The sequence below is a fragment of the Lactobacillus kitasatonis DSM 16761 = JCM 1039 genome, assembly GCF_000615285.1.
GTDB classification, from domain to species: domain Bacteria; phylum Bacillota; class Bacilli; order Lactobacillales; family Lactobacillaceae; genus Lactobacillus; species Lactobacillus kitasatonis.
In genome coordinates, this window is the sequence record NZ_BALU01000008.1 from 78,327 (window position 1) to 100,150 (window position 21,824).

Here is a 21,824-nt window from a genome sequence, read left to right on the forward strand (position 1 = left end):
GGTTTAATAATGACAACAATTTGTTCAGTAAGATTTAACGGCAAGACTGCTATTGCAGGTGATGGGCAAGTTACTTTAGGTGAAAAGGTAATTGCTAAAGCTACTGCAAGAAAGATTCGTAGAATCTACCATGACCGTGTAGTCATTGGTTTTGCCGGTGGTGTAGCCGACGCAGTAAGTTTACAAGAAATGCTTGAAGGTAAGCTTGAAAGCTACAGCGGTGATTTGCGTCGTGCTGCCGTTGAAATGGCACAAGACTGGCGTAAAGACCCAGCTTTACAAAAGTTAAACGCAATGCTTATTGCTTTTAACGATAAAGACCTTCTACTTATTTCAGGTAATGGTGAAGTGCTTGAACCAGATGAAAATGTTGTGGCAATTGGTTCAGGTGGTAATTTTGCTCAAGCTGCTGCGATTGCGATGACTCGTCATGCTAAAGACATGAAGGCTGATGAAATTGCTCATGAAGCAGTTAAGATTGCATCAGGCATTGATGTGTTTACTGACGATCAAATTATTACTGACGAAATTTAGGAGAAAAAATAATGGCTATTAAGACCCCAAAAGAAATAGTTAGAATCTTAAATGAATATATTATTGGTCAAGATGAAGCAAAGAAGTCAGTAGCGATTGCTCTTTACAACCGTTACCGAAGAATGCAACTTAATAAAAAGATGCAAAAGGAAATCACACCTAAGAACTTGCTGATGGCTGGTCCTACTGGTGTTGGTAAGACTGAAATTGCTCGTCGTTTAGCAGATATCGTTGACGCTCCATTTGTTAAAGTTGAAGCTACTAAGTTTACTGAAGTTGGTTATGTTGGTCGTGATGTTGAATCAATGGTCCGTGACTTGGTTAGCGAAGCCGTTCGTATGGAAGAAAAAGACCAATTTGAGCGTGTAAAGCCACAAGCCACTAAGGAAGCTAACAAGCAATTGGTCCGTCTTCTTGCACCTGGTGTTAAACGTGAAAATCGTGAAAGCCAAATGCAACAAATGCAAGATATGATGTCAATGCTTATGGGTGGCGGCAATCAAAATAATAACGATCAAGAAGAAGTTACTGATGAAGTTCGCAACCAAAGAATGGACGTTGCTGAAAAGTTAAACAAGGGACTTCTTGAAGATCGTGAAGTTACTATTGAAGTTGAACAAGCTCCTAAGGCAAGTCCAATGAGTGACATGATGGGTCAAATGGGCATGGACATGGGTTCAATGCTTAATGACATTATGCCTAAGAAGAAAGTTAAGCGTACTTTGCCTGTTAAGGATGCACGTGAAGTTTTAATCCAAGAAGAATCACGCAAGATGGTTGACTATGACACTATTTATCAACGTGCCATTGAAAGAAGTCAAAACAACGGTATCATCTTTATCGACGAAATTGATAAGATTATTGCTGGTAACAAGCGTAATTCTGGTGAAGTTTCTCGTGAAGGTGTTCAAAGAGATATCTTGCCAATCGTTGAAGGTTCAACTGTAAATACTAAATATGGTCCTGTATCAACTGACCATATTCTTTTCATTGCAGCTGGTGCCTTTGCTGAAAGTAAGCCAAGTGATTTAATTCCTGAATTACAAGGTCGTTTCCCAATTCGTGTTGAATTAAACGCTTTGACTAAGGATGACTTTGTAAAGATCTTGAAGGATCCACAAAACTCACTTCTTAAACAATATGTTGCCTTAATGAAGGCTGATGGAATCAAGTTAGTCTTTACTCAAGAAGCAGTTGATAAGATTGCTGAAATTGCCTTCGATGTTAACCAAGGTACTGATAATATTGGTGCAAGACGTCTTTCAACTATTCTTGAAAAATTGCTTGAAGACGTTCTTTACGAAGGTCCAGACATGGAAATGGGTGAAATCACCATTACTGAAGCTTATGTTGAAGATAAATTAGGTGATATCATTACCAACAAGGACTTAACTAAGTTTATCTTGTAAAATACAAAGGCAGTCATTGACTGCTTTTTTTCTTGCCTAAAATTTACTCTAACTTATCGGATCATTATGTTAGAATAGAGTAAAAGCGATTACATTCTAATTTTTGTTATTTGATTTGATAGGTAAGGATAAATAAAATTATGGATTATACAATTGAAAATAATATGATCAAAGTGGTTATTTCAGACCACGGTGCTGAAATTCAAAGTGTAAAAGGTGCTCACACCGGTGAAGAATATATGTGGCAAGCTGATCCAGAAATTTGGGGCAGACACGCACCTATTCTTTTCCCAATTGTCGGTCGTTTAAAGAACGATGAATACACTTACAAGGGTAAGACCTATCACCTGGGTCAACATGGTTTTGCTAGAAACTCTGACTTTGAAGTTGAAAACCACACTCAAGAAAGCATTACTTTCTTATTGAAAGATAACGAAGAAACTCGTAGAGTTTACCCATTTAAGTTTGAGTTCAGAGTTAACTACAATTTGATGAACAATTTGCTTGAAGAAAATTTCAGTGTTGTTAACAAGTCAGACGAAACAATGATCTTCGGTGTTGGTGGTCACCCAGGTTTCAATTTACCAACAAAGAACGGTGAAAAGAAAGAAGACTATTACTTCGACATGCACCCATCTGTAGCACGTGTTAGAATTCCTCTTAAGAATGCTAGCCTTGATTGGGAAAATCGTTCATTGGCATCAACTGATAGTATGATCGCTTTAAGTGATGACTTGTTTAAGAATGATGCATTAATTTACGAATTACACGGACATGATAACAAGGTTTCACTTAGAACCGATAAGAGTAAGTTCCACATTAACATTTGGACCAGAAATGCTCCATTTGTAGGTATTTGGTCACAATACCCAAAGACTGCAAACTATGTCTGCATCGAACCATGGTGGGGTATCGCAGACCGTGACGATACAGATGGTAAACTAGAAGATAAATATGGCATGAATCACTTGGAACCGGGCAAGGAATTCCAAGCAGGGTTCAGTATTACTTACCACTCAGATTCAGATCCTGAATAATAAATATGAACTATAAGGCGTTTAATTTATTAAACGTCTTTTTTTCTTGTTCCATTTCACCTAAAAATGTATATTTGTAAGGAAAAGAAAAGAGTGGGAATATGAATGACAAAAAAATAGTTGATCTGTTAGTTAGATATAAGCAGCTAACTTTTATTAAAATATTGCAACAGACAATGGTTTCGATTTTTCCATTTGCCTTAATCGGAACATATTGCTGGGCTTTAGTTAATAGTTTTTTATCGACAAATAGTTTTTTGGCCGTTTAACTAACATCGCTAAATGGTTTCCAGCACATAATTTCGCTGGTGCTATTGTTAATGATATTAGTTTAGCTACAACCGGCGTTTTAGCGCTTTATGCAGCTTTTATCAGTGCGGAGTTAACTATGCGGCATTATAGTAAAAACTCTAGTATCGTGGGCATTGCCAGTGTTGCGTCGTATATTTTAATATTTATTCATACGATTCGTAACACGCAACAGTATGAAATGAATTACTATAATGCTACCTGGTTCATTGTAGGTATTGTTGTTGGCTATTTTGTAGGTTGGATTTTTGCTAAACTTGGTCATAATATTCCGGAAGTTAAGGATAGAGATCTTGTTAAAACAATTATTATTAATATCAAACCATTGCTAATTGTTTTGGCTGGAGCCTTAATTATTCACTTGGGTTTTGCTACATATCGACAATATCAGATGGATAGAATAATTGCTCAAAGCGTATCTACGGTAGCTAACCAGCACAGTAGCTATGGCTTATCAATTTTGATTTCATTGATAACTACTTTTACCATGTGGTTAGGTTATGCTGGTACGCTAAACTTTAGCAGTAATATTTTTGGTAATGAATCAATTGCTAACTTGTCGTATGCTTTGTCACATAAAACGCCCTGGAATATTCCTTATCCATATACCTTGCAAGCACTATTTAACGGATTTGGAGGGATAGGTGGCGTTGGTGCAACCTTAGCATTAGTTATTGCGTTAATTTTATTCAGTAATAAAAGACAAAAACGAGAAATAGCAGTTACTAGTGCGGCACCAGTATTTTTCAATGTCAATCTTGCTCTTGTAGTTGGTATACCGACTATTTTGAATCCTATTTATGTTATTCCATTTGTCTTATCACCAATAGTTAATATGCTTTTGGGCAGTGTCGCTATTTTGTTAAAAATGTTTCCACCATTGGTTTATCCAGTTCCAGATGGTATTCCCGGAATCTTGGGACCTTTGATGGGAACAGGAGGTAATATCGTAGTCTTAATTTATACGATTTTCATTTTAATAGTAGATGTCATGATCTACATACCTTTTGTGAAGTTAGATAATAAAGTAGCTAAAAAATACGAGGAAAGTTTAAAATGAAAAGATACAAAAAATGGCTTTACCTAATACTAATTTTAGTGGCAACTATTGCTTGTGCTGTTCCAGCCGCAGTTTATGCGAGAAATAATGCTGATAAATTGCAGATACGGCGTGACTCACGGATGTCACCGGTCATTATGATTCCGGGTAGTTCTGCTTCTGTAAATCGTTTTGATACTTTAGTACAAAAAATCAATCAAAGAGATCGCAGAAATCATAGTTTGCTTAAGGTTTATGTTAAAGAAAATGGCCAAATGATTTTTACGGGTAGAATTCGCCGTAATGATAATGAACCATTTATTGTAGTTGGTTTTCAAAATAATCATGACGGCTACAGCAATATCAAAAAGCAAGCACGTTGGTTTAACATGGCCTTTAATGAATTAAAGCAAAGATATAGTTTTAACAATTTTAAAGCAATAGGACACTCAAATGGTGGTTTGAATTATACTGCATTTTTAGAAAATTATTTCAATACTACAAGCAATAGACTGATTAGAGTGAACGTCTTGATGACAATTGGTTCACCATATAACTTTGCGGAAACTTTGAATCGTCCTACGCAAATGCTCAAAGACTTTGTCAAAAATAGAAAAAACTTGCCTAAGTATTTGACGATGTATTCCGTTGCCGGGACTAAGAACTACGTGGCTGATGGTATCGTTCCTGTCTCGAGTGTAGAAGCAGGTAAGTATATCTACCAAGGCGCAGTTAGACATTATACGCAAATAACGGTTACGGGACGTTTAGCTCGACATTCAGAACTGCCTCAAAACAATCAAGTTCTGCAGTTAATTGAAGAGTACGTTTTAAATAATAATCGAGGTAGAGGTCCATCTCCAAGAAATTAAACAAACTAAAAGACGACTGTTCGAGTGAACAATCGTCTTTTTTAGTCTAATGAAAAGTTTTCAGTTTCAACATAAAGCGTCATATTCTTGCGGTAGTAAGTGAGTGATTTTAGTGTAATCCGTAAAGTCTTTAATATGTCATTATCAGATAACTGGTGATTAGAAAGGATAGAATAAACAAAGCTCATCCGTAATTTATGAGTAGTAAGAGGCATGCCGATTATTTTTCTATCGGGTGCTATTCTCTGATTAATGTTGAAGTCTGATGCATATGGTTCGCCGTTTTTACGAGCAAAGATATAAGGATCGTCGCTTTTAGAATAGTCAGTATGATCTTTAATATATTGTTTAACTTCTTCACTATCAATTTGCCTAAGTAAATCATTTGTCTTTAAAACGACAATTTCTTTCGGCTTAAAACCAGCTACAATTGCTGCCATCATTTTGATGGTTTCGGGATGAATGTCTTTGTTTTGGGTTAAATCAGGTAAATATGACATCCAGTTGATAATATATTTTTGCTTACGGTCAAACTTATTGCCACGCAAGGTCAATAGCGGGTAGGTGATAATGTAGCCATATTCACTTAGAAAGATGAAATACATTTTTATATGGCTGAGATATTTGTTAACTGTGTTGCTCTTAAAATTTAGCGTAGTTTCAAGAGAATCTAAAAAGTTGCGGATGTCACCAGCTCTAACGTCATTTACATTAGCATCTGGACCTACGTTAGCAGCGTAATAATTCCAGAAGGTAGTAATGGATTTGTCGGCTAAAGAAATAGTTGAATCTGCTAGTTTCTTCTTCTTTTTGCAATATGTGCGAAACTCTTTTTCGTAAGGAAAGTTCATAAAATCACCCTTTCTTTTTATTAATTATATCATTTTCAAGTATATTGTTACTGAATTAGTACTTGATAAATTCTGACGCTTGTTGTATATTCAATATGTTAACTAAATAGGTGATGACGTTCACCATTAACCGAGAAATCTAATGACGTCTACTTTATCCGAAGGGGTAGAGTAGATGTTTTTTTGTTTGGGGGAATTATATTTGTCTACAAAAATCAGTAATTATATTAGTGTCGCATTTTTTGCCTTCTTTGGTGGAATGGCACGTGCGTGTTTGAATGCTAGTTTTAGCTTCTATGGTACTTTCTGGGGAAATATTATCGGCTGCTTTCTTTTAGCATCATATTTCTTTATGGAATTTAAGACTATGCGTCAATGGCTAACAGTAGGTTTGGGTACAGGATTTGTCGGTGCCTTTACTACTTTTTCAACCTTTAATTTGGATGTTTTGAAAAATATTCAGGCTAACATGCCAGTCACAGCATTAATTTATTTCTTAGCCTCAATTATCTTTGGCTTTCTTTTTGCTTATTTAGGCATGGGTATTGGTAAACGAGTAGGTCAACTGTTAAGAAAGGAAGATTAAGTTGAATTTATTGTTAGCAGGTATTGGAGCATCAATTGGCGCGATGATTCGTTACGCAATCACTAATTATGGTAAAAGGCATTGGGAATGGTTTGGTAAAAAGTTCTCTAATTTGCTATCCCAACGTTATTCATTAATTTAACTGGTGCATTTATCTTAGGCTTTGTTTTTGGAATCAAAGCAAATGTCTTTTTTTACGCCATAGTTGGGACTGGCGTACTAGGTGGTTACACGACTTTCTCAACTATGAACACAGAATTAGTTGAATTATATAAAAGTAAAAACTATCGCGGACTTACTTTTTATGCGCTAGCTTCTTATCTTGGCGGTTTAATCTTAGTATTTACAGGTTATTATTTAGGAACACTTTTTTAAACAATAAAAATAGCGAGCAATGAAATTCATTGCTCACTATTTTGGTTATTAGGCTTCTTTAGTTAATTCATAAATTGCTTCTGCATAGATAGCAATTGAATCAATTAAGTCATCAACTTTCATGTATTCGTTAGCTTGGTGCATAACCATTGGTGCATCTTCAGGTTGAGCACCATATGCGACACCATGCTTGAATAGTCGACCATAAGTACCGCCACCGATAACTACTTCGTGACCTTTCTTGCCAGTTTGACGCTCATAAACTGCAAGAAGAGTTTTAACTAATGGATCATCGCCAGGTACGTAGTGAGGTTCTTCAAATGAAGCATAGCTTGGTGCTAAAATATCACCAAATTTTTCAGTAACTTGTTTCACCATGGTATCTGGATCGGTACCTTGAGGGTAACGAATATTGTCTTTAAGAATCGCATCCCCGTCTTCACTGTATTCAAAAATAGAAGGAGCAGAGGATAAGTCACCCATTAAATCATCGTTGTGGAAGACGCCTAATTTCTTACCTTGGAAGTCTTCATGTTCAACGTCTGCCAAGAAATGAAGGTAGTTTTTATCACGGCCTGCAAAATCGAATTGATCTAAGAAAAGACCTAAGAAGGTAGCAGCGTTTCGTCCAACTTGAGGAGCTGAAGCGTGAGCACCTTGACCAGTTAATTCGATCTTAGCAATGTTTTCATCAATATCGAATTGACCTTCTAACTTGTTGTCGGCTAAGAATTGTTCAAACCTAGCTTTAATTTCTTCAAGGTTATCAGCTTGAACAGTGGCATAAGCCTTTTGTGGAGTTACGTTTTCTGCAATACCTGCCTTGAAGGACTTAAGAATTACAGAACCTTTTTGCTTATCATCCTTAAAAGTAAGTACTAAAGTGTAGATTCCTTGTTCACCATTGATAATTGGGTATTCGGCATCTGGTGAGAAAACTTGATCTGGAGTAGGTTCGTGCTTCAAGTAGTAATCGATACCTACCCAGTTGGTTTCTTCGTTAGTACCAACGATAAAGTCGATCTTCTTCCTAGGTTTAAAGCCAGCTTCTTTGAGCAAAAGCATACCGTAGTAAGCGGCTAAAGCTGGGCCTTTGTCATCGGCAGAACCACGACCGATAATCTTGCCATCTTTGATAAGCATCTTGAAAGGATCAGTTACCCAGCCATCACCAGCAGGGACAACGTCCATGTGGCCAATAATACCGAGACGTTTTTCACCTTCACCATAATCAACACGACCAGCATAGTTGTCAACGTTCTTAATATGGAAGCCATCACGTTCCGCAAAAGATAAGAACTTCTTCATTGCCTTAACTGGTCCAGGACCAACAGGGTATTTTTTAGAAGTGTTGTCTAAATCTTCAGATGAATCAATCGCAATTAATTCATCTAAATCACGTAAAATGTCATCCTTTTTTGCTTGAGCTAGTTTCTTGTAATCTAAGACCATACTCATCCTCTTTTCTTATTTTTAGTTAGTTAAAATTCTATCGAAAAAAGTCCTTTTTTGCAAACGATTAAGGAAAAATTAATATATTTCGTGAGCATTAAAATAGCATTATTTTTATAATGTATATAATTGATCTAAATATATAGGTAAAGCTAAAAATAGAATGGATAAAAATTATGAGACAACATGTTCCCAGTTTAGATACAGACTTAACTAATAATGACTTTTTAGATTTAATCGTTTCTTGTTTTCACTCCGCAATCTTTGGTACAGTTGACCAAAATGGTGAGCCTCACACCAACATTGTTAATTTAGATTTTAACGAAGATGGTTGTTTAATTTTCGCAACTACAAATCAAAAGAATTTTTACCGTAATATTAAAGGAAATAATCGTGTTTGTCTGACTGCTTTACGAGGTATAGAGACATTAAATAGCGTTGGTTTTACGCTTAAAGGATATGTCAATGAGATTAGCCCATCGTATTTAGAAAAGATTTTTGAAATTAAACCAGAGATGCATCACATTTATGCTAATAAAACTAAGGACATCAATACCTTGCGTCCATTTGCACTGACACCTGTTTTAGGATCTGTTTATGGTCTAAGAGAAGGACGTGCCTTTCAAAAACAATTTGATTTTATGAATGAAAAAGAGCCGGTTTAGACCGACTCTTTATTTTTATTAAATTTGATTTTTACATTTCATTTTCGCGTTTTTCTTCACGTTTACGTAACCATGGTAATAAGAAACCTAAACCGAAGAGAACGATAACAGTGATAATGTTCATCATTAATTGGTGGTTGAATGCGGCACTACCAAATGTTGCTTCAGCTTCTTGAGGAATAAATCCTAAAGTTGCACAGATAAAGGTGAAGATCAAGCACCACCAGCCCATGATCAAGGCACCAGTTCTGTTCTTGATGAAGACATAATCTGAGTGGGATTTTTCTTGGTGCATACGAAGCATTACGAATGCGAAGAATACCCAGCAAGTCTTGTATGGTGAAATAATACCGTTAATATTCAACAACCAGTTATAAATTGAGTTGATGTTTGGCAAAGTACCAGTAAGTAAAAGTAAGAACAAAGCCAAACCACAAGTCAAAGTGTAAGAGTGAACTGGACGACCAGTCTTGTCTTTCTTACCAGTAAGCCACTTAGGCATGTATCTGTCGGCAACGTCACCAGCAAATACACGACTTGAAGCATCAAGCAAAACAGCAAGTTGAGCCATCATGAAGATAGCTTGAACAATTGCGAAGATGTACATTAAGACCTTGCCCCAACCTAAGCTTTCGCCCAAAAGTTGGAAAGCGTAGTAAGGACCATTCATCTTAAAGTCATGTGGAATGTGGTGAGCATTAAAGAAGACAGCCAATGCTAAAGTACCAAAGATAGTTAAGAAACCAGTCATAATGGCTAACATCCACATAGCCTTAGGAAATTCATGCTTTGGATCACGCATTTGCACGATGTAAGGTGCAGCAAGTTCAGCACCAGACATAGCGAAAATTAACAAACCAGTAGTTGAGAAGTATCTCAAACTAAATGATGGCTTAAATGCACCCCAGTTGAAAGGTTGGGTAGCAATATGGTGACCGTGCATAACTGACCAAGCTGCAAGTAAAACAAAGAGCATGGACATGATGAACATGGCACCACCACCGATTAAGGAAAGAAGTTCCAATGAGTTCTTAATAGCATTTTCAATCAAGATAAATGCCAAGATAATGACGAAAGTTAAGATTCCGAACCAGAAAGTGGACATGTGCTTGTCCAAGGTGTTATTGCCCAAAATAATCCATGAGAATGAAACAATAACTGAGTTGGAAACGTCAACTAGATAAGGAACTGTTTGTACCCAGTACATCCATGAGGTCCAGTAACCCAAAGTATCGTTTGAGGAGTGACGAACCCAAGATGCAAGACCACCGGCTTGGTCTTTGAAAGTTAATCCCATTTGACTACACATTAATGCGTAAGGGATAACGTAAGCGAATAAAAGGAATATCCAAGAAACAACTACAGATAAACCTTGGTTTTGAAATGGGTAAAAAATGTTTTCAAAACTGATAATAGTTACGAAGTCGATTAAAGCGATAACCGGCCATTTCATGTAATGTTTTTTGCCCGGTTCGAAATTAATAGTTTCGATTTCTTCTGACATAAAAAGATTTTCCTCCAAGATATTATTTAATTGTCAATTAAAAATTTATCTATCCCTGCGGAGGAGAACACGGCAAGTGCACTTGTCTAAAACCTCCAATGTTTATATAATAATGTGTACTGTAAATTACGAATATTGGTCATAATTACAGTCCTACTGTAAAAAAGATTATAAAGATTTTCATAAGATTTGCAATACACAACTTGAATTTGTAATCAAATCGGAAGGGAAAAGATGGATTTTTTAAAAATTGCTATTGGAAATGGAGTAAATATTAGTCAATTACGGGAATGGTCTTCAGTTCCGCTTGATCAAACTAAAAACAGTTCTGAATTAGCAGCAATTGTAATTAAGAACGGTGATCAAGTTGCCAAAAAGAAAGCAGCGGAATTACGAGCACAATCTGATTTTCCTATTCCTGTTATTGAAGTAAAAGGGCAAGCAAGTGATGCTGAGATTAAAAAAATCGGACAAGTTGCTAAGGAATATGAACAAAAGATGGTTCCTGGCTTTTTGACTGATTTGATTAATTTCGCTGAAGCAAAGCCAATTAGTTTTACTACACCAGGTCACCACAACGGTCAATACCTTGATTTGCATCCCGCTGGTGTTGTCTTTAATAAATTCTTCGGCAAAAACATGATGTTTGCTGATACTAGTGACACCGTTCCTCAATTGGGCGACACGATGACTCACGTTGGTACGCCACTTGATGCAGAAAAATTAGCAGCTAAGACTTACCATGCTGATAAAGTATATTTTTGTACTAATGGTACAACTAGTGCTAACTCCATTTGTGCCAGTGCACTTTTGTCAGAAGGCGATTTAGTTTTATTCGACCGTAATAACCACAAATCTTTGTACAACAGTGCGTTGGTTATGAGCGGTGCTAAGCCAGTTTATATTCCAACTGACCGTAATGCTTTGGGCTTAATTGGAGAAATGGATCCTGATTTTTTAACTGAAAATAAAATCAGATCTGAAGTTGCTAAAGTTGATCCAGAAAAGGCTAAAGCTAAACGTCCATTTAGGTTAGCTATCGTTCAGGCTGAAACTTATGATGGTGTCTTTTATGATGCCAAGTGGATCGTTGATAAGATCGGTAAGCTTTGTGACTACATTTTGTTTGATTGTGCTTGGGGCGGCTTCGAAGAATTCGTACCAATCATGGAACACTTGTCACCATTACTTCTTAACTTGGGTCCTGATGATCCTGGTATTCTGGTTACTCAATCATTGCACAAGCAACAAGTTGGTATGGCACAAGCTTCACAAATTCTGAAGAAGGACTCACACATTAAAGGACAAAAGCGTTACGTCGATCATAAGCACTTCAACCACGAATACTTGAAGTTTGTAACTTCTTCATACGCTTACCCACTTTACGCATCACTAACTGTTAACTCATATGTAACTGCTGGTGAAGGTAACAAGAAGTGGTGGGATGAGATTTTGCGCATGGGCATTGAATGGCGTAAGGAACTTCTAAAGAAGTCCAAGTTGTTTAAACCATTCGTTCCAGATAATTTTGCAGATATTCCAACCGATGAATTAGCAACTAATGCTAAATATTGGAATATGAGCAAGGAAGATAATTGGCACGGCTTCACTAAGATGGGTAGGGGCGAAGCAATGATCGACCCGCTTAAGATCACTGTTAAGACGCCAGGTATCGATGTAAAGAATGCTAAGTATGAAGAAACTGGTATCCCAGGTGCAGTTGTAGCCGAATTCCTAATGGAAAATCATATTATTCGTGCTAAGAACGACTTGAACTCACTTTTGTTCTTGCTAACACCAGGCGATACTAAAGAAGAACTTGATACTTTGCTTGATGCATTCTTAAAGTTTGAAAAGTACTATAACGATGATGCATTAGTAAAAGACGTTTTGCCTGTTTTATATAAAGAATATCCTGATCGTTACAAGGGCTACACTGTTAAGCAGCTTTGCCAAGAAATGCATGAATATTACAAGGACAACAATACCTTTGTTTTGCAACAAGAATTGTTCGAAAAGCCAGGGATGCAGGATTACAAGATGACCCCAGCTGAAGCAGATCAAATGTTTAAGCGTAATGAAAATGAATTGGTTGATCTTGACGATGTAGTTGGAAAGACTGCAGCTGAAGGTGCTTTGCCATACCCACCAGGTGTATTTATTGTAGCTCCTGGTGAAAAATGGGGGAAAGTTGACCAAAAGTACTTTGAAGTTTTGGCACATGCTATTGAAAAATTCCCAGGCTTTGTACCTGAAATCCAAGGTGTATATTTAGATCAAAATAGTGATGGTACATTGAGAGTACAAGCAGAAGTTATTAAAAATTAAAAGAAAAGGGAGTAAAGAATGAGTTTTTCTTGGAAAGAAAATTTACCAGAAGAATTAAAAGAAAAGGTTACTAAGGTTGAAAAAATGATTCAACCTCGAATCGAAGAAATTGATGAACAAGTTTTGTATAACCAACAAAGAGTTCTAGATTTATTTAGAAAGCATCATGTTGGTGAAGAAGACTTAGTTCCATCAACTGGTTACGGCTATGATGACATTGGTCGTGACAAGATTGAAGATATCTATGCGGATTACTTCAAGACTGATGATGCTTTAGTAAGACCACAATTTGGTTCAGGTACACACGCAATTACCGTTGGTCTTTTTAGTATGCTTCGTCCAGGCGATACTCTTTACTACTTAACCGGTACGCCATACGACACTATTCAAGAAGTTATCGGTTTAGCAGGTAATAAGCCAGGCAACATGAAGGAATGGGGCATCAACTTCAAGACCACCGAATTGACAGATGAAGGTCAAGTTGACTATGAAAAGGCTAGAAAAGATCTTCAAGATAAGTCTATCAAGGTTGTAGCCATTCAAAGATCACTTGGTTATGCCACTCGTAAAACTTTCACAATGGACAAGATTAAGAAGATGCTTAAGTTCATTAAGGAAGTTCGTCCAGACGTTAACATCTTTATTGATAACTGCTACGGCGAATTTTCTGAATGTGAAGAACCAACATTTTATGGTGCAGATATGATGGCTGGTTCACTTTACAAAAATGCTGGTGCTGGTTTAGTTAAGGGTGGTGCCTTCTTAGTTGGTCGTCAAGACTTGATCGACGGCGCAGGTTCACGTTTGACTGTCCCAGGTGCTGGTAAAGGTGAAGGCGCAACTTGGGGCTACTTGCGTGATATTTACCAAGGCTTCTTTATGGCACCTCATACAACTGGTGAAGCACAAAAGGGGATGGTCTTTACTGCAGCACTTTTGGAAGAAATGGGGATGCAAGTTTCACCTAAGTGGAGTGATCCACGTAGTGACATTGTTCAAACTGTAACCTTTGGTAAACCAGACCCAATGGTTAAGTTCTGTGCCGCAATTCAACACTACTCACCAATGAACTCATTCGTTGATCCTATTCCATATCACCAAGATGGATACGAAGATGAAGTTGTCATGGCCTCAGGTTCATTTGTTGAAGGTTCAACCATTGAATTATCATCCGATGGTCCACTTCGTGATCCATACATGTTGTACATTCAAGGTGGTCTGTCATATGCTCATGATAAGATTGCCATTACTCACGCAGTTGAAGAAACATTTTACAAGTAATAAAAAAGACATTTAGCCTTTTTTTCTACCTAAAATCAAGTATAAATTAATTAAGGAAATTACTGATAATACTTTATTTTAGGTAGAAAAATTGCCTTGAGAAATTTCTCTCAAGGCAATTTTTATTTCGGTTAATTAATGTTCTTCTTGCAAGATTTCGTCAATTGTTTGAACAGCTTCATTAGAACCAATCAAAGTGATTTGATCATGAGGATTAATGATGTCTGTAGCAAGAGGCACCTGATTTAAGTGTCCATCATGAACAATACCAATTACGTTAACGTCATAGTTCTTACGAAAGTCTAGCTCACCGAGTGATTTATTAAAGAAGCGGGGATTTTCAACGCTGACTTCGATTAAAGATACATTCTTAGATAAATTAAAGAAGTTAACTACATTAGGGTGAAGCTGACGGAAAATTAATTGTCTAGCCATATCTTGCTCAGGTTCGATAACATGGTCAGCACCGATTTTTTCAAGTACTAAACGGTGATTGTGGTTATTAGCACGGGTAGTCACATCTGGAACACCAAGCTTTTTAGCAAGCATCGTAGCAATAATACTACCTTCTACGTTTTCACCCATTGTTACGAAGACATGATCAAAAGAACCAATATCCAAATCACGCAACTCATCTTCATCGGTAGCATCCGCAATTACAGCGTGAGTAACTAAGTGGGCCACGTCGTTAATTACTTCTTCGTTTGAATCGATTACAAGCACATCTTGTTCAGCTTTTAAAAGAGCAACAGTAAGTGCCATACCGAATTTTCCTAAACCTAAAACGGCAAAACTTTGATCAGCCAATGATAATTTCCTCCTCTGGGTAACGATAGCTTTGTTTTGAAGGATGCGATTTGAAGATGGAATACATGAAAGTATAGATTCCGACACGTCCGATAAACATCAAAGCCATGATAATAATTTTTCCGAATAAATTAAGTTGTGGTGTAAGTCCTAGTGTTAAACCAACAGTACCGAATGCCGACACTGCTTCGAAGACAGCCTTAGTGACGCCATTATGACCTAAGCTAGGTTGTGTCATAGTAAGTAACAATGTTGTTAAAATGATTAACAAGATTGCAGAAAAGAATAAGGTCAATGCGCGATTGATATTACTGCGGGTGAAGCGACGGTGTGAAAAGGCAGATTCTTTTCCGGTAAAAGTGCCAATGCTTTGCAAGAAAAGAATACCGATCGTTGACGTCTTAACACCACCAGCGGTTGAACCAGGAGTACCACCAATGAACATCAGAATAATCGTGATAACGATTCCGGCAGTACTGAGTTTAGTATAAGGTACTGAGAAGAACCCAGCTGTTCTTGGCGTAACTGCTAAAAATAGAGTGTTAAAGAACCGATCTACACCATTTAAACTGTTACTAAATTGGCTAAGGTTTCGTTCACTGAATAAGAAACCGATGATTGATAAAACTAAAATAGTTCCACCAACGGCCAAAGCAAAACGAGTATGCAAAGTAATCTTGTGACGAATATGGTAAGTTAATAGATCACGCCATACTAAGAAACCTAATGAACCAGCACCAATTAAAAGCATAATCACAGTTAAAACATAAGGATTATTGTTTAGCTGCTCAAGGGATGGACCAAATAAGTCAAAGCCGGCATTACAATAGGCTGCTACAGAGTGGAAAAGACTGTACCAAATACCTTTACCTATTCCTAGTTTTGGCTCTAAAGCAACAAAAAGTAGAGCAGCTCCTACTAACTGGATAATCAGTGAAAGCCTAATGATTAATCGCACTACGCGAAGCTGTGAAAGGTGATTAAGACTAAGAGCTTCTCCTGTTAGCATTCTTGCGCCTAAACTCATTCGTTGGTGGGCGAAGTTGCTGAGCATAACGGCAAAAGTCATGAAGCCTAAACCGCCGACTTCAACTAAGATCATAATGATTAACTGGCCGAAAAATGACCAGTGCGTGGCCGTAGTTACTGTACTTAATCCTGTAACACAAACCGCTGAAGTAGCGGTAAAAAGTGCATCAGAATAAGCAGTTGCTCGACCTGCTTTGTCTGCAAAAGGAAGCGATAAAAGAATGCTTCCAATAAGGATCATAATTAAAAATCCAATAGTTAAAGCAAGTGAAAATGTGATACGTCGATGAAAAAGATGTATCAAGTTCTTTCCTTCTCTCTGACTAGAATACCTTAATTATAAGGCATAAGAATTTTTTATGATACTCTGTTAAAATTAAAGAAAGTAGTTCGTTCAAGTTAGGAAAATTCGATGAATCCAGAAAAAGTATTAAAGCAAACCTTTGGCTATGATAGTTTTCGTCCAGGACAAAAGAAAGTTATTGATTTAGTTTTAAATAAACAAAATGTGCTAGCAGTGATGCCAACTGGTGCAGGAAAGTCTCTTTGTTACCAAGTGCCAGCGTTAATGAACTCAGGTGTTACTTTAGTGATTTCACCACTAATTTCATTAATGAAGGATCAAATTGATACATTAAAGCAAAATGGAATTAATGCGGCTGCCTTAAATTCGGCAACACCACAAGAGGAAGTAAATCCTATTTTGCGTCAAGCCTATGAAGGAAAAATCAAACTGATCTATATTACTCCGGAGCGACTAGCAATCGACTATTTCAGATATCAGCTCAATTTCTTGGATATTGATCTAGTAGCGGTTGATGAAGCACACTGTATTTCTCAGTGGGGTCACGACTTTCGCCCTGCCTACAGGCAACTACTTGATGGAATTAATTCTTTAAAAAGCAGACCGAATATTTTAGCATTAACCGCAACAGCCACACCGGCAGTTCAAGATGATATCTGCGAGCAGTTGAATATTCCAAAGCAAAATATGATAATTACTTCATTTGCACGACCGAATCTGAGCTTTAAAGTAGTAAATTCGCCTCAAAATACGCCACTTTATATTGCGCAATATATTAAAATGCATCCCGACGAAGCAGGAATTATTTATACCAACACTCGTAAAAAGGTAGAAAGTTTAACTGATTATTTGGCGAAAAAAGGTATTTCAGTTGGCGCATATCATGGCGGGATGCAGACAAAAGAAAGAGATGAAGTTCAAGAAGCCTTTCAATTTGATCAAATTCAAGTAATCGTAGCTACAAATGCTTTTGGCATGGGAATCGATAAAAGCAATGTTCGCTTCGTTATTCATGCTTCAAGTGCATGTAATATCGAAAGCTACTACCAGGAAGCTGGACGTGCAGGCAGGGATGGCGAAGAAAGTGAAGCAATTATGATTTACCATCCAGGCGATTTACATCAGTACCGCTATTTTATCGATGACTCAACTGCTGATGAGAAGTATCGCGAGTTGCAATATCAAAAACTGCAATCAATTACCAATTACGCCAATACCGGTGAATGTTTGCAACAATTTATCGTGCGCTATTTTGGCCAAGACTGTGAACCTTGTGGTAAATGTTCTAACTGCTTAAATCAAGACGATCTGGTTGATATCACAGCCGAGGCGCAAAAAGTAATTTCGATGGTCTATGAATTAGACGGTCGCTTTGGTAAAAATGTGGTTGCGCAGTGTTTAGTTGGATCAAATAATCAAAAGATGAAAGACATGAATGCGGCCCAATATGATCACTTCGGCAGTTTGAAAATGAATCAGAAAGATGCAATCAGTTTAATCGATTATTTGATTGCATCAAGATATTTAGAAATTGAAGGAACAAAATATCCGTTAGTTCATGTTACCAATCGAGGTTGGGATGTGCTTGATGGTAAAGTTACGGTAAAAAGACGAATTGCTAAAGTTCAAAAGAAGGCTCGTATTTTTGCTCAAGACGAAAATCCAGATTTGTATGAAGCATTAAGAAAGAAACGAATGGAACTGGCTAGAAAGCAAAAAGTGCCAGCATTTATGATCTTTTCTGACCGCAGTTTGCATGATATGGCCAAGATCAAGCCACAAAACAATGAAGAATTCTTAGAAGTAAGTGGCGTAGGACAAGCAAAAATGGAAAAGTATGGCTCAACGATGATAAAAGTAATTAAAGAATTTTAGTTGTACCTTATAGCAAAATTAGTTACCTTTATGTTGGCTTAGTTATTCTTTTTAATTTACAATAAAAGTAATAAACGAAAGGAAGACAAATTATGGCTAAAAAAACTTTGATTTTGTATTATTCATGGTCAGGCACTACCAAGAAGATGGCAGAAAAGATTAATGGTGAAATTGCCGGTAGTGATATTGAAGAAGTTACAGTAGCTGATGGCACCTTCGATTCAGATATGTATAAGACTAATGACATCGCATTAGATCAAATTCAAGGTAAGGCCGATTTTCCAGAAGCTCAACTTAAAGATATCGACTTTAATAATTATGATTTGATCTTAGTGGGCAGCCCTGTTTGGTCAGGTTATCCTGCAACTCCAATCAAGTCACTTCTTGAAAAGATGAAGAACTACAAAGGTGAAGTTGCCTCATTCTTCACTTCTGCAGGTACCAACCATAAGGCTTATACTAGTCACTTTAAGAAATGGGCAAATGGCTTAAACGTCATTGGTGTTGCCCGTGATGACAGTGGAGTTAATGATTGGGTAAAGTAATAATTAAATAAAAATAATTATGTAAAGCAGCCGAAGGGCTGCTTTTTTGTATAAACGAAAATTAAAAGTTGATTTATTCACTTTATTAATATAAAATTAAATTAATATTAATTACTGATACATTAATGTGAATAAGGTGAGGATATGGATTTGACTAAACAAATTTCTGCTAAAGGTTTGGTTTTGGATGGTGCAATGTCAACTGCACTTGAAAAACAAGGCATTGATACAAATACAGACTTATGGACAGCTGTAGCTTTAGAAAAAGATTTGAGTAAAGTCTACCGTGTACATATGAACTACTTCAAAGCCGGAGCTCAAATGACCATCACCGATACTTATCAAGCAAATGTGCAAGCTTTTGAAAAAGATGGTTATTCTGAAGATCAAGCCAAGAAGATGATTGCAGATGCTGTCAAAATTGCAAAAAAGGCTAGAGACGACTTTGAAAAGCAGACTGGGATTCATAATTATGTTGCAGCTTCCGTAGGTTCATACGGCGCTTACTTGGCCGAAGGTGATGAATTTCGCGGCGATTATGATTTAACCAAAAAACAGTACCTGGATTTTCATTTACCAAGATTAAAGGTGCTATTGGAGAATAAACCAGATTGTCTAGCAATCGAAACGCAACCTAAACTTGATGAGGTTGTTGTCCTTTTAGACTGGTTAAAAGAAAATGCACCTAAGATGCCTGTGTATGTTAGCTTCACTTTGCATGATACGACTAAGATTAGTGACGGCACTCCATTGAAAAAGGTCATGGAGAAATTGAATGAATATGATCAAGTCTTTGCTGTGGGTGCGAATTGCTTTAAACCATTTTTTGCCACTGCTGCTATTGATAAAATGCGTGAATTTACTAAGAAGACGATCATTATTTATCCAAACTTAGGCGGCGTCTACAACGAATTCGAGAGAAACTGGATTCCATTTAATGCTAAGTTTGATTTTGGGAAACTCAGTAAAGAATGGTATGAACATGGTGCTCATATTATTGGGGGATGTTGTTCAACTGGAGTTAAAGAAATTACTCAAATTGCATCTTTTTATAAGACCTTGAATAGTCAAAAGAGTAGAGCTAAAACAGATTCTCAGCCAAATACTAATTTGAAACAAATTCATGGTTCACATGCGTAAATTTTTTGAAACAAATCTCTTTAAATTTCTAGAATAATTTGATACTATAATAGCGGAGCGTGTGATGAGCGCTCCGAGGATGAAAAGGCTAAGCAAGATGTCTCTTAGGGCATCTGCTGATAGGAAGAAATTTGAAGGTGTAGAAAAGCCATTAAGGACATTTTCCTTAGTGACTTTTTCTTTTACATAAAAAGTGTCTGGGAAGAACTCGATTTTTAGCTCGGATATAAAAACACAGAAATTCATTATTTTTAGTGAATTCCTGTGTTTTTTGCTTTTGAAATAAAAATGGCTCTTTATCAACACCATTTGACAAAGAGCTTACAAAAAGAGCGATGACTTCTTATGAAGTTCATCGCTTTTTTCATGGCCTGGAAATTAGTTTTTTCCCAGACACTTTTTGCATATTACTTGCTTTATAAGATAGCCCTTAAAATTACACTCTCAGAAAAATTGAATCTAGCTGTAAATGTAAGTATTGAAACTCTCGTTTTTATTGAACTTGAACTGATTAAGCAAAATAGAAGCAGCCCAATCTGTATCATCTGCTTCAAAGAAAATTTCATCAAATTTAGAAAAGATTTCATTTAATACAGTCTGAATAAATGGTTGATAGCTTTGGCGGTTCAATGAACAGACATAAGCGATTTCATTGTTTTCAGTAAATACTAGATTTTCGATTCTATTGTTTCTATTTAAACTATAAAAACCTGTTTTTGTTGGTGCGTCTTTAATAAAAGTAGAACGATTAACTGTTAGCGGGGCTACATTAGCATGTGTGTCTTTATAATATTGATAAAGTAAACCACAACACTCAAGATACCTTGAATTCGCTTGCGTAAACGGATATATTACCGAAAAGGTATTCACTGGATATTTAAGGTCTTTTTTAGTAAAGATTGGTGTAAAGCAACGTCGCTTACATTTAAAGCCATTTCGTATCAATAACTGGATTAAATCTTTGTTTTCAGACTCGGTCAAAACTGCTAATGGCTTTTCTTCCCGTTGACGAATAACAGAAAAAGGTAAATCAATGGTGTAAGTTTCAAGTTTAATATTTAGGTAAGTACATGTATCATGATAAATATTATGATAGGTCTTAAGAGTGCCTAGGTCTTTTTCGTTCTGATAAATTGTATAAGTTTTGGGATCAGTTTTTGAAATCTTGATAGTCATTTCTCTTTACCTTTCTTCAACTGATGATAGCAACTTAACCTCACTTAATTACAATTATTACTTATCTTCTAATTCTTTCATGAGGTCCTTGTACTTTTTATAGAAATCATCCATAAACTCATGCAATGTAGGATCGATATTATTATCAATCTTAGACATTCTCAATAAACCTCCTAATATCTTTTTATGTAACTATAGCATGGAGTATAGAAGATTACAATCGAGAAGAAATAACTACTAAAGCAAACTCCTTTATAAAAATTTTCAAAGTCCACAAACTAGCGTTAGCACGCGGAATAAAATCTTTTCTGAGTTTATGTGCGATCTTCTTTAATTCACGGCGCTTGGCCTTATTCTTTGATCCGCCTGGAATGGCTTTAGGTTCTCTATTAATTTTCTCGGTCAGCTTCTCAACTTCTTTTTCCGTTTCTTGAGCCAGAATCTCTAAGCCTTGACTAGTTTGGGCTTCTTCTTCGACCATGGCTTTGACTACTTCCTTATTGATCAGTTCTTCATATAAAGCAGACACGTCTTCCTTTAACTTGGCATGATACTTCTCAATAGCTTTTCGCCAGACAAAAGTGTACCCGTTGGCATCCGCTTCAATCTTAGTACCATCGATAAAAACTGCATTTTCACGGATTAATCCCTCATCTTCTAATAATGAAGTAAAGTAGACAAAGCACTGCTTAATTACCTTATTGGC

Annotated in this window: 18 protein-coding genes, 2 pseudogenes and 1 riboswitch; of the genes and pseudogenes, 13 read left to right on the top strand and 7 right to left on the bottom strand. The window is 36.6% G+C overall.

The genetic code is table 11. From position 1 onward, the window contains the following. Positions 1-9: 9 nt before the first annotated feature. The 5 genes from hslV (at position 10) to JCM1039_RS06490 (ending at position 5,200) form a co-directional block, all read left to right on the top strand. Positions 10-534, top strand: a complete 525-nt coding sequence (hslV, locus tag JCM1039_RS06470) for an HslVU peptidase proteolytic subunit (protein ID WP_013437789.1) — start codon at positions 10-12, stop codon at positions 532-534. 11 nt (positions 535-545) lie between these two features. Further along, positions 546-1,943 carry an ATP-dependent protease ATPase subunit HslU gene (hslU, locus tag JCM1039_RS06475; protein ID WP_025015136.1) on the top strand — a complete coding sequence of 466 codons (1,398 nt, stop codon included), beginning with the start codon at positions 546-548 and terminating at the stop codon, positions 1,941-1,943. 140 nt (positions 1,944-2,083) lie between these two features. Further along, a complete protein-coding gene (locus JCM1039_RS06480; protein WP_025015137.1) occupies positions 2,084-2,980 on the top strand; it encodes an aldose 1-epimerase family protein in 897 nt (298 codons plus the stop codon). A 325-nt stretch (positions 2,981-3,305) separates the two neighbouring features. After that, on the top strand, positions 3,306-4,349 hold the full coding sequence (locus JCM1039_RS10980; protein WP_244438045.1) for a PTS transporter subunit EIIC: 1,044 nt from the start codon (positions 3,306-3,308) through the stop codon (positions 4,347-4,349). Further along, a complete protein-coding gene (locus tag JCM1039_RS06490; protein ID WP_025015138.1) occupies positions 4,346-5,200 on the top strand; it encodes an alpha/beta hydrolase in 855 nt (284 codons plus the stop codon). Before JCM1039_RS10980 ends, JCM1039_RS06490 begins: the two co-directional genes overlap by 4 nt. A gap of 41 nt (positions 5,201-5,241) precedes the next feature. Here the strand turns inward: JCM1039_RS06490 and JCM1039_RS06495 are convergent, their stop codons facing one another. Next, positions 5,242-6,051 carry a site-specific integrase gene (locus JCM1039_RS06495; protein ID WP_025015139.1) on the bottom strand — a complete coding sequence of 270 codons (810 nt, stop codon included), beginning with the start codon at positions 6,049-6,051 and terminating at the stop codon, positions 5,242-5,244. Between the two features lie 100 nt (positions 6,052-6,151). Next, positions 6,152-6,210: riboswitch (Fluoride riboswitch) on the top strand. Positions 6,211-6,226: 16 nt separating this feature from the next. Between JCM1039_RS06495 and JCM1039_RS06500 the strand changes: the two genes are divergently transcribed. Both JCM1039_RS06500 and crcB read left to right on the top strand, forming a co-directional pair. Further along, positions 6,227-6,637 (top strand): fluoride efflux transporter FluC, encoded by a 411-nt coding sequence (locus JCM1039_RS06500; protein ID WP_373852433.1) that lies wholly within the window; start codon positions 6,227-6,229, stop codon positions 6,635-6,637. 1 nt (position 6,638) lies between these two features. Next, positions 6,639-7,012: pseudogene (gene crcB, locus JCM1039_RS10985) on the top strand (fluoride efflux transporter CrcB). Between the two features lie 48 nt (positions 7,013-7,060). Here crcB and pepV read toward each other — a convergent pair. Continuing rightward, the gene (gene pepV / locus JCM1039_RS06510; RefSeq protein WP_025015141.1) at positions 7,061-8,464 is read right to left on the bottom strand and encodes a dipeptidase PepV; all 1,404 of its coding nucleotides are present in this window, start codon (positions 8,462-8,464) and stop codon (positions 7,061-7,063) included. Between the two features lie 176 nt (positions 8,465-8,640). Between pepV and JCM1039_RS06515 the strand changes: the two genes are divergently transcribed. Further along, a complete protein-coding gene (locus tag JCM1039_RS06515; RefSeq protein WP_025015142.1) occupies positions 8,641-9,129 on the top strand; it encodes a pyridoxamine 5'-phosphate oxidase family protein in 489 nt (162 codons plus the stop codon). A 31-nt stretch (positions 9,130-9,160) separates the two neighbouring features. Here JCM1039_RS06515 and JCM1039_RS06520 read toward each other — a convergent pair whose 3' ends face one another. Continuing rightward, positions 9,161-10,633 carry an APC family permease gene (locus JCM1039_RS06520; RefSeq protein WP_025015143.1) on the bottom strand — a complete coding sequence of 491 codons (1,473 nt, stop codon included), beginning with the start codon at positions 10,631-10,633 and terminating at the stop codon, positions 9,161-9,163. Positions 10,634-10,867: 234 nt separating this feature from the next. Between JCM1039_RS06520 and JCM1039_RS06525 the strand changes: the two genes are divergently transcribed. Then, entirely contained in the window at positions 10,868-12,961 is a 2,094-nt protein-coding gene (locus tag JCM1039_RS06525) for a putative ornithine decarboxylase (protein ID WP_025015144.1), read from the top strand. Positions 12,962-12,979: 18 nt separating this feature from the next. Further along, positions 12,980-14,242, top strand: a complete 1,263-nt coding sequence (locus tag JCM1039_RS06530; protein WP_025015145.1) for a methionine gamma-lyase family protein — start codon at positions 12,980-12,982, stop codon at positions 14,240-14,242. 135 nt (positions 14,243-14,377) lie between these two features. On the opposite strand, the gene JCM1039_RS06535 is transcribed toward JCM1039_RS06530, so the two are convergent. Together JCM1039_RS06535 and JCM1039_RS06540 are read right to left on the bottom strand one after the other, a co-directional pair. Continuing rightward, positions 14,378-15,049, bottom strand: a complete 672-nt coding sequence (locus JCM1039_RS06535) for a potassium channel family protein (RefSeq protein WP_025015146.1) — start codon at positions 15,047-15,049, stop codon at positions 14,378-14,380. Further along, positions 15,042-16,382, bottom strand: coding sequence for a TrkH family potassium uptake protein (locus JCM1039_RS06540; RefSeq protein WP_025015147.1), 1,341 nt, complete (start codon positions 16,380-16,382; stop codon positions 15,042-15,044). The genes JCM1039_RS06535 and JCM1039_RS06540 overlap by 8 nt, the downstream gene beginning before the upstream one ends. 108 nt (positions 16,383-16,490) lie before the next feature. On the opposite strand from JCM1039_RS06540, the gene recQ reads away from it, so the two are divergent. The 3 genes from recQ to mmuM all read left to right on the top strand — a co-directional run bounded on the left by recQ (position 16,491) and on the right by mmuM (position 19,942). After that, positions 16,491-18,257, top strand: a complete 1,767-nt coding sequence (gene recQ, locus JCM1039_RS06545) for a DNA helicase RecQ (RefSeq protein ID WP_025015148.1) — start codon at positions 16,491-16,493, stop codon at positions 18,255-18,257. A 92-nt stretch (positions 18,258-18,349) separates the two neighbouring features. Then, a complete protein-coding gene (locus JCM1039_RS06550; RefSeq protein WP_025015149.1) occupies positions 18,350-18,802 on the top strand; it encodes a flavodoxin family protein in 453 nt (150 codons plus the stop codon). A gap of 144 nt (positions 18,803-18,946) precedes the next feature. Further along, on the top strand, positions 18,947-19,942 hold the full coding sequence (gene mmuM, locus JCM1039_RS06555) for a homocysteine S-methyltransferase (protein WP_025015150.1): 996 nt from the start codon (positions 18,947-18,949) through the stop codon (positions 19,940-19,942). 459 nt (positions 19,943-20,401) lie between these two features. Here the strand turns inward: mmuM and JCM1039_RS06560 are convergent, their stop codons facing one another. Then, positions 20,402-21,118 carry a GNAT family acetyltransferase gene (locus JCM1039_RS06560; protein ID WP_236692561.1) on the bottom strand — a complete coding sequence of 239 codons (717 nt, stop codon included), beginning with the start codon at positions 21,116-21,118 and terminating at the stop codon, positions 20,402-20,404. Positions 21,119-21,404: 286 nt separating this feature from the next. Continuing rightward, positions 21,405-21,824, bottom strand: a pseudogene (locus JCM1039_RS12310) (IS5/IS1182 family transposase); the annotation flags it as partial.

Excerpts from the sequence above, each read along its gene's own strand:
- JCM1039_RS06530 (WP_025015145.1), top strand. The coding sequence starts at position 12,980 with ATGAGTTTTTCTTGGAAAGAAAATTTACCAGAAGAATTAAAAGAAAAG.
- hslV (WP_013437789.1), top strand. The coding sequence starts at position 10 with ATGACAACAATTTGTTCAGTAAGATTTAACGGCAAGACTGCTATTGCA.
- pepV (WP_025015141.1), bottom strand. The coding sequence starts at position 8,464 with ATGGTCTTAGATTACAAGAAACTAGCTCAAGCAAAAAAGGATGACATT.
- JCM1039_RS06550 (WP_025015149.1), top strand. The coding sequence starts at position 18,350 with ATGGCTAAAAAAACTTTGATTTTGTATTATTCATGGTCAGGCACTACC.
- JCM1039_RS06560 (WP_236692561.1), bottom strand. The coding sequence starts at position 21,118 with ATGACTATCAAGATTTCAAAAACTGATCCCAAAACTTATACAATTTAT.
- JCM1039_RS06500 (WP_373852433.1), top strand. The coding sequence starts at position 6,227 with ATGTTTTTTTGTTTGGGGGAATTATATTTGTCTACAAAAATCAGTAAT.
- hslU (WP_025015136.1), top strand. The coding sequence starts at position 546 with ATGGCTATTAAGACCCCAAAAGAAATAGTTAGAATCTTAAATGAATAT.
- JCM1039_RS06520 (WP_025015143.1), bottom strand. The coding sequence starts at position 10,633 with ATGTCAGAAGAAATCGAAACTATTAATTTCGAACCGGGCAAAAAACAT.
- JCM1039_RS06490 (WP_025015138.1), top strand. The coding sequence starts at position 4,346 with ATGAAAAGATACAAAAAATGGCTTTACCTAATACTAATTTTAGTGGCA.
- JCM1039_RS06495 (WP_025015139.1), bottom strand. The coding sequence starts at position 6,051 with ATGAACTTTCCTTACGAAAAAGAGTTTCGCACATATTGCAAAAAGAAG.
- mmuM (WP_025015150.1), top strand. The coding sequence starts at position 18,947 with ATGGATTTGACTAAACAAATTTCTGCTAAAGGTTTGGTTTTGGATGGT.
- JCM1039_RS06515 (WP_025015142.1), top strand. The coding sequence starts at position 8,641 with ATGAGACAACATGTTCCCAGTTTAGATACAGACTTAACTAATAATGAC.
- recQ (WP_025015148.1), top strand. The coding sequence starts at position 16,491 with ATGAATCCAGAAAAAGTATTAAAGCAAACCTTTGGCTATGATAGTTTT.
- JCM1039_RS06525 (WP_025015144.1), top strand. The coding sequence starts at position 10,868 with ATGGATTTTTTAAAAATTGCTATTGGAAATGGAGTAAATATTAGTCAA.
- JCM1039_RS06480 (WP_025015137.1), top strand. The coding sequence starts at position 2,084 with ATGGATTATACAATTGAAAATAATATGATCAAAGTGGTTATTTCAGAC.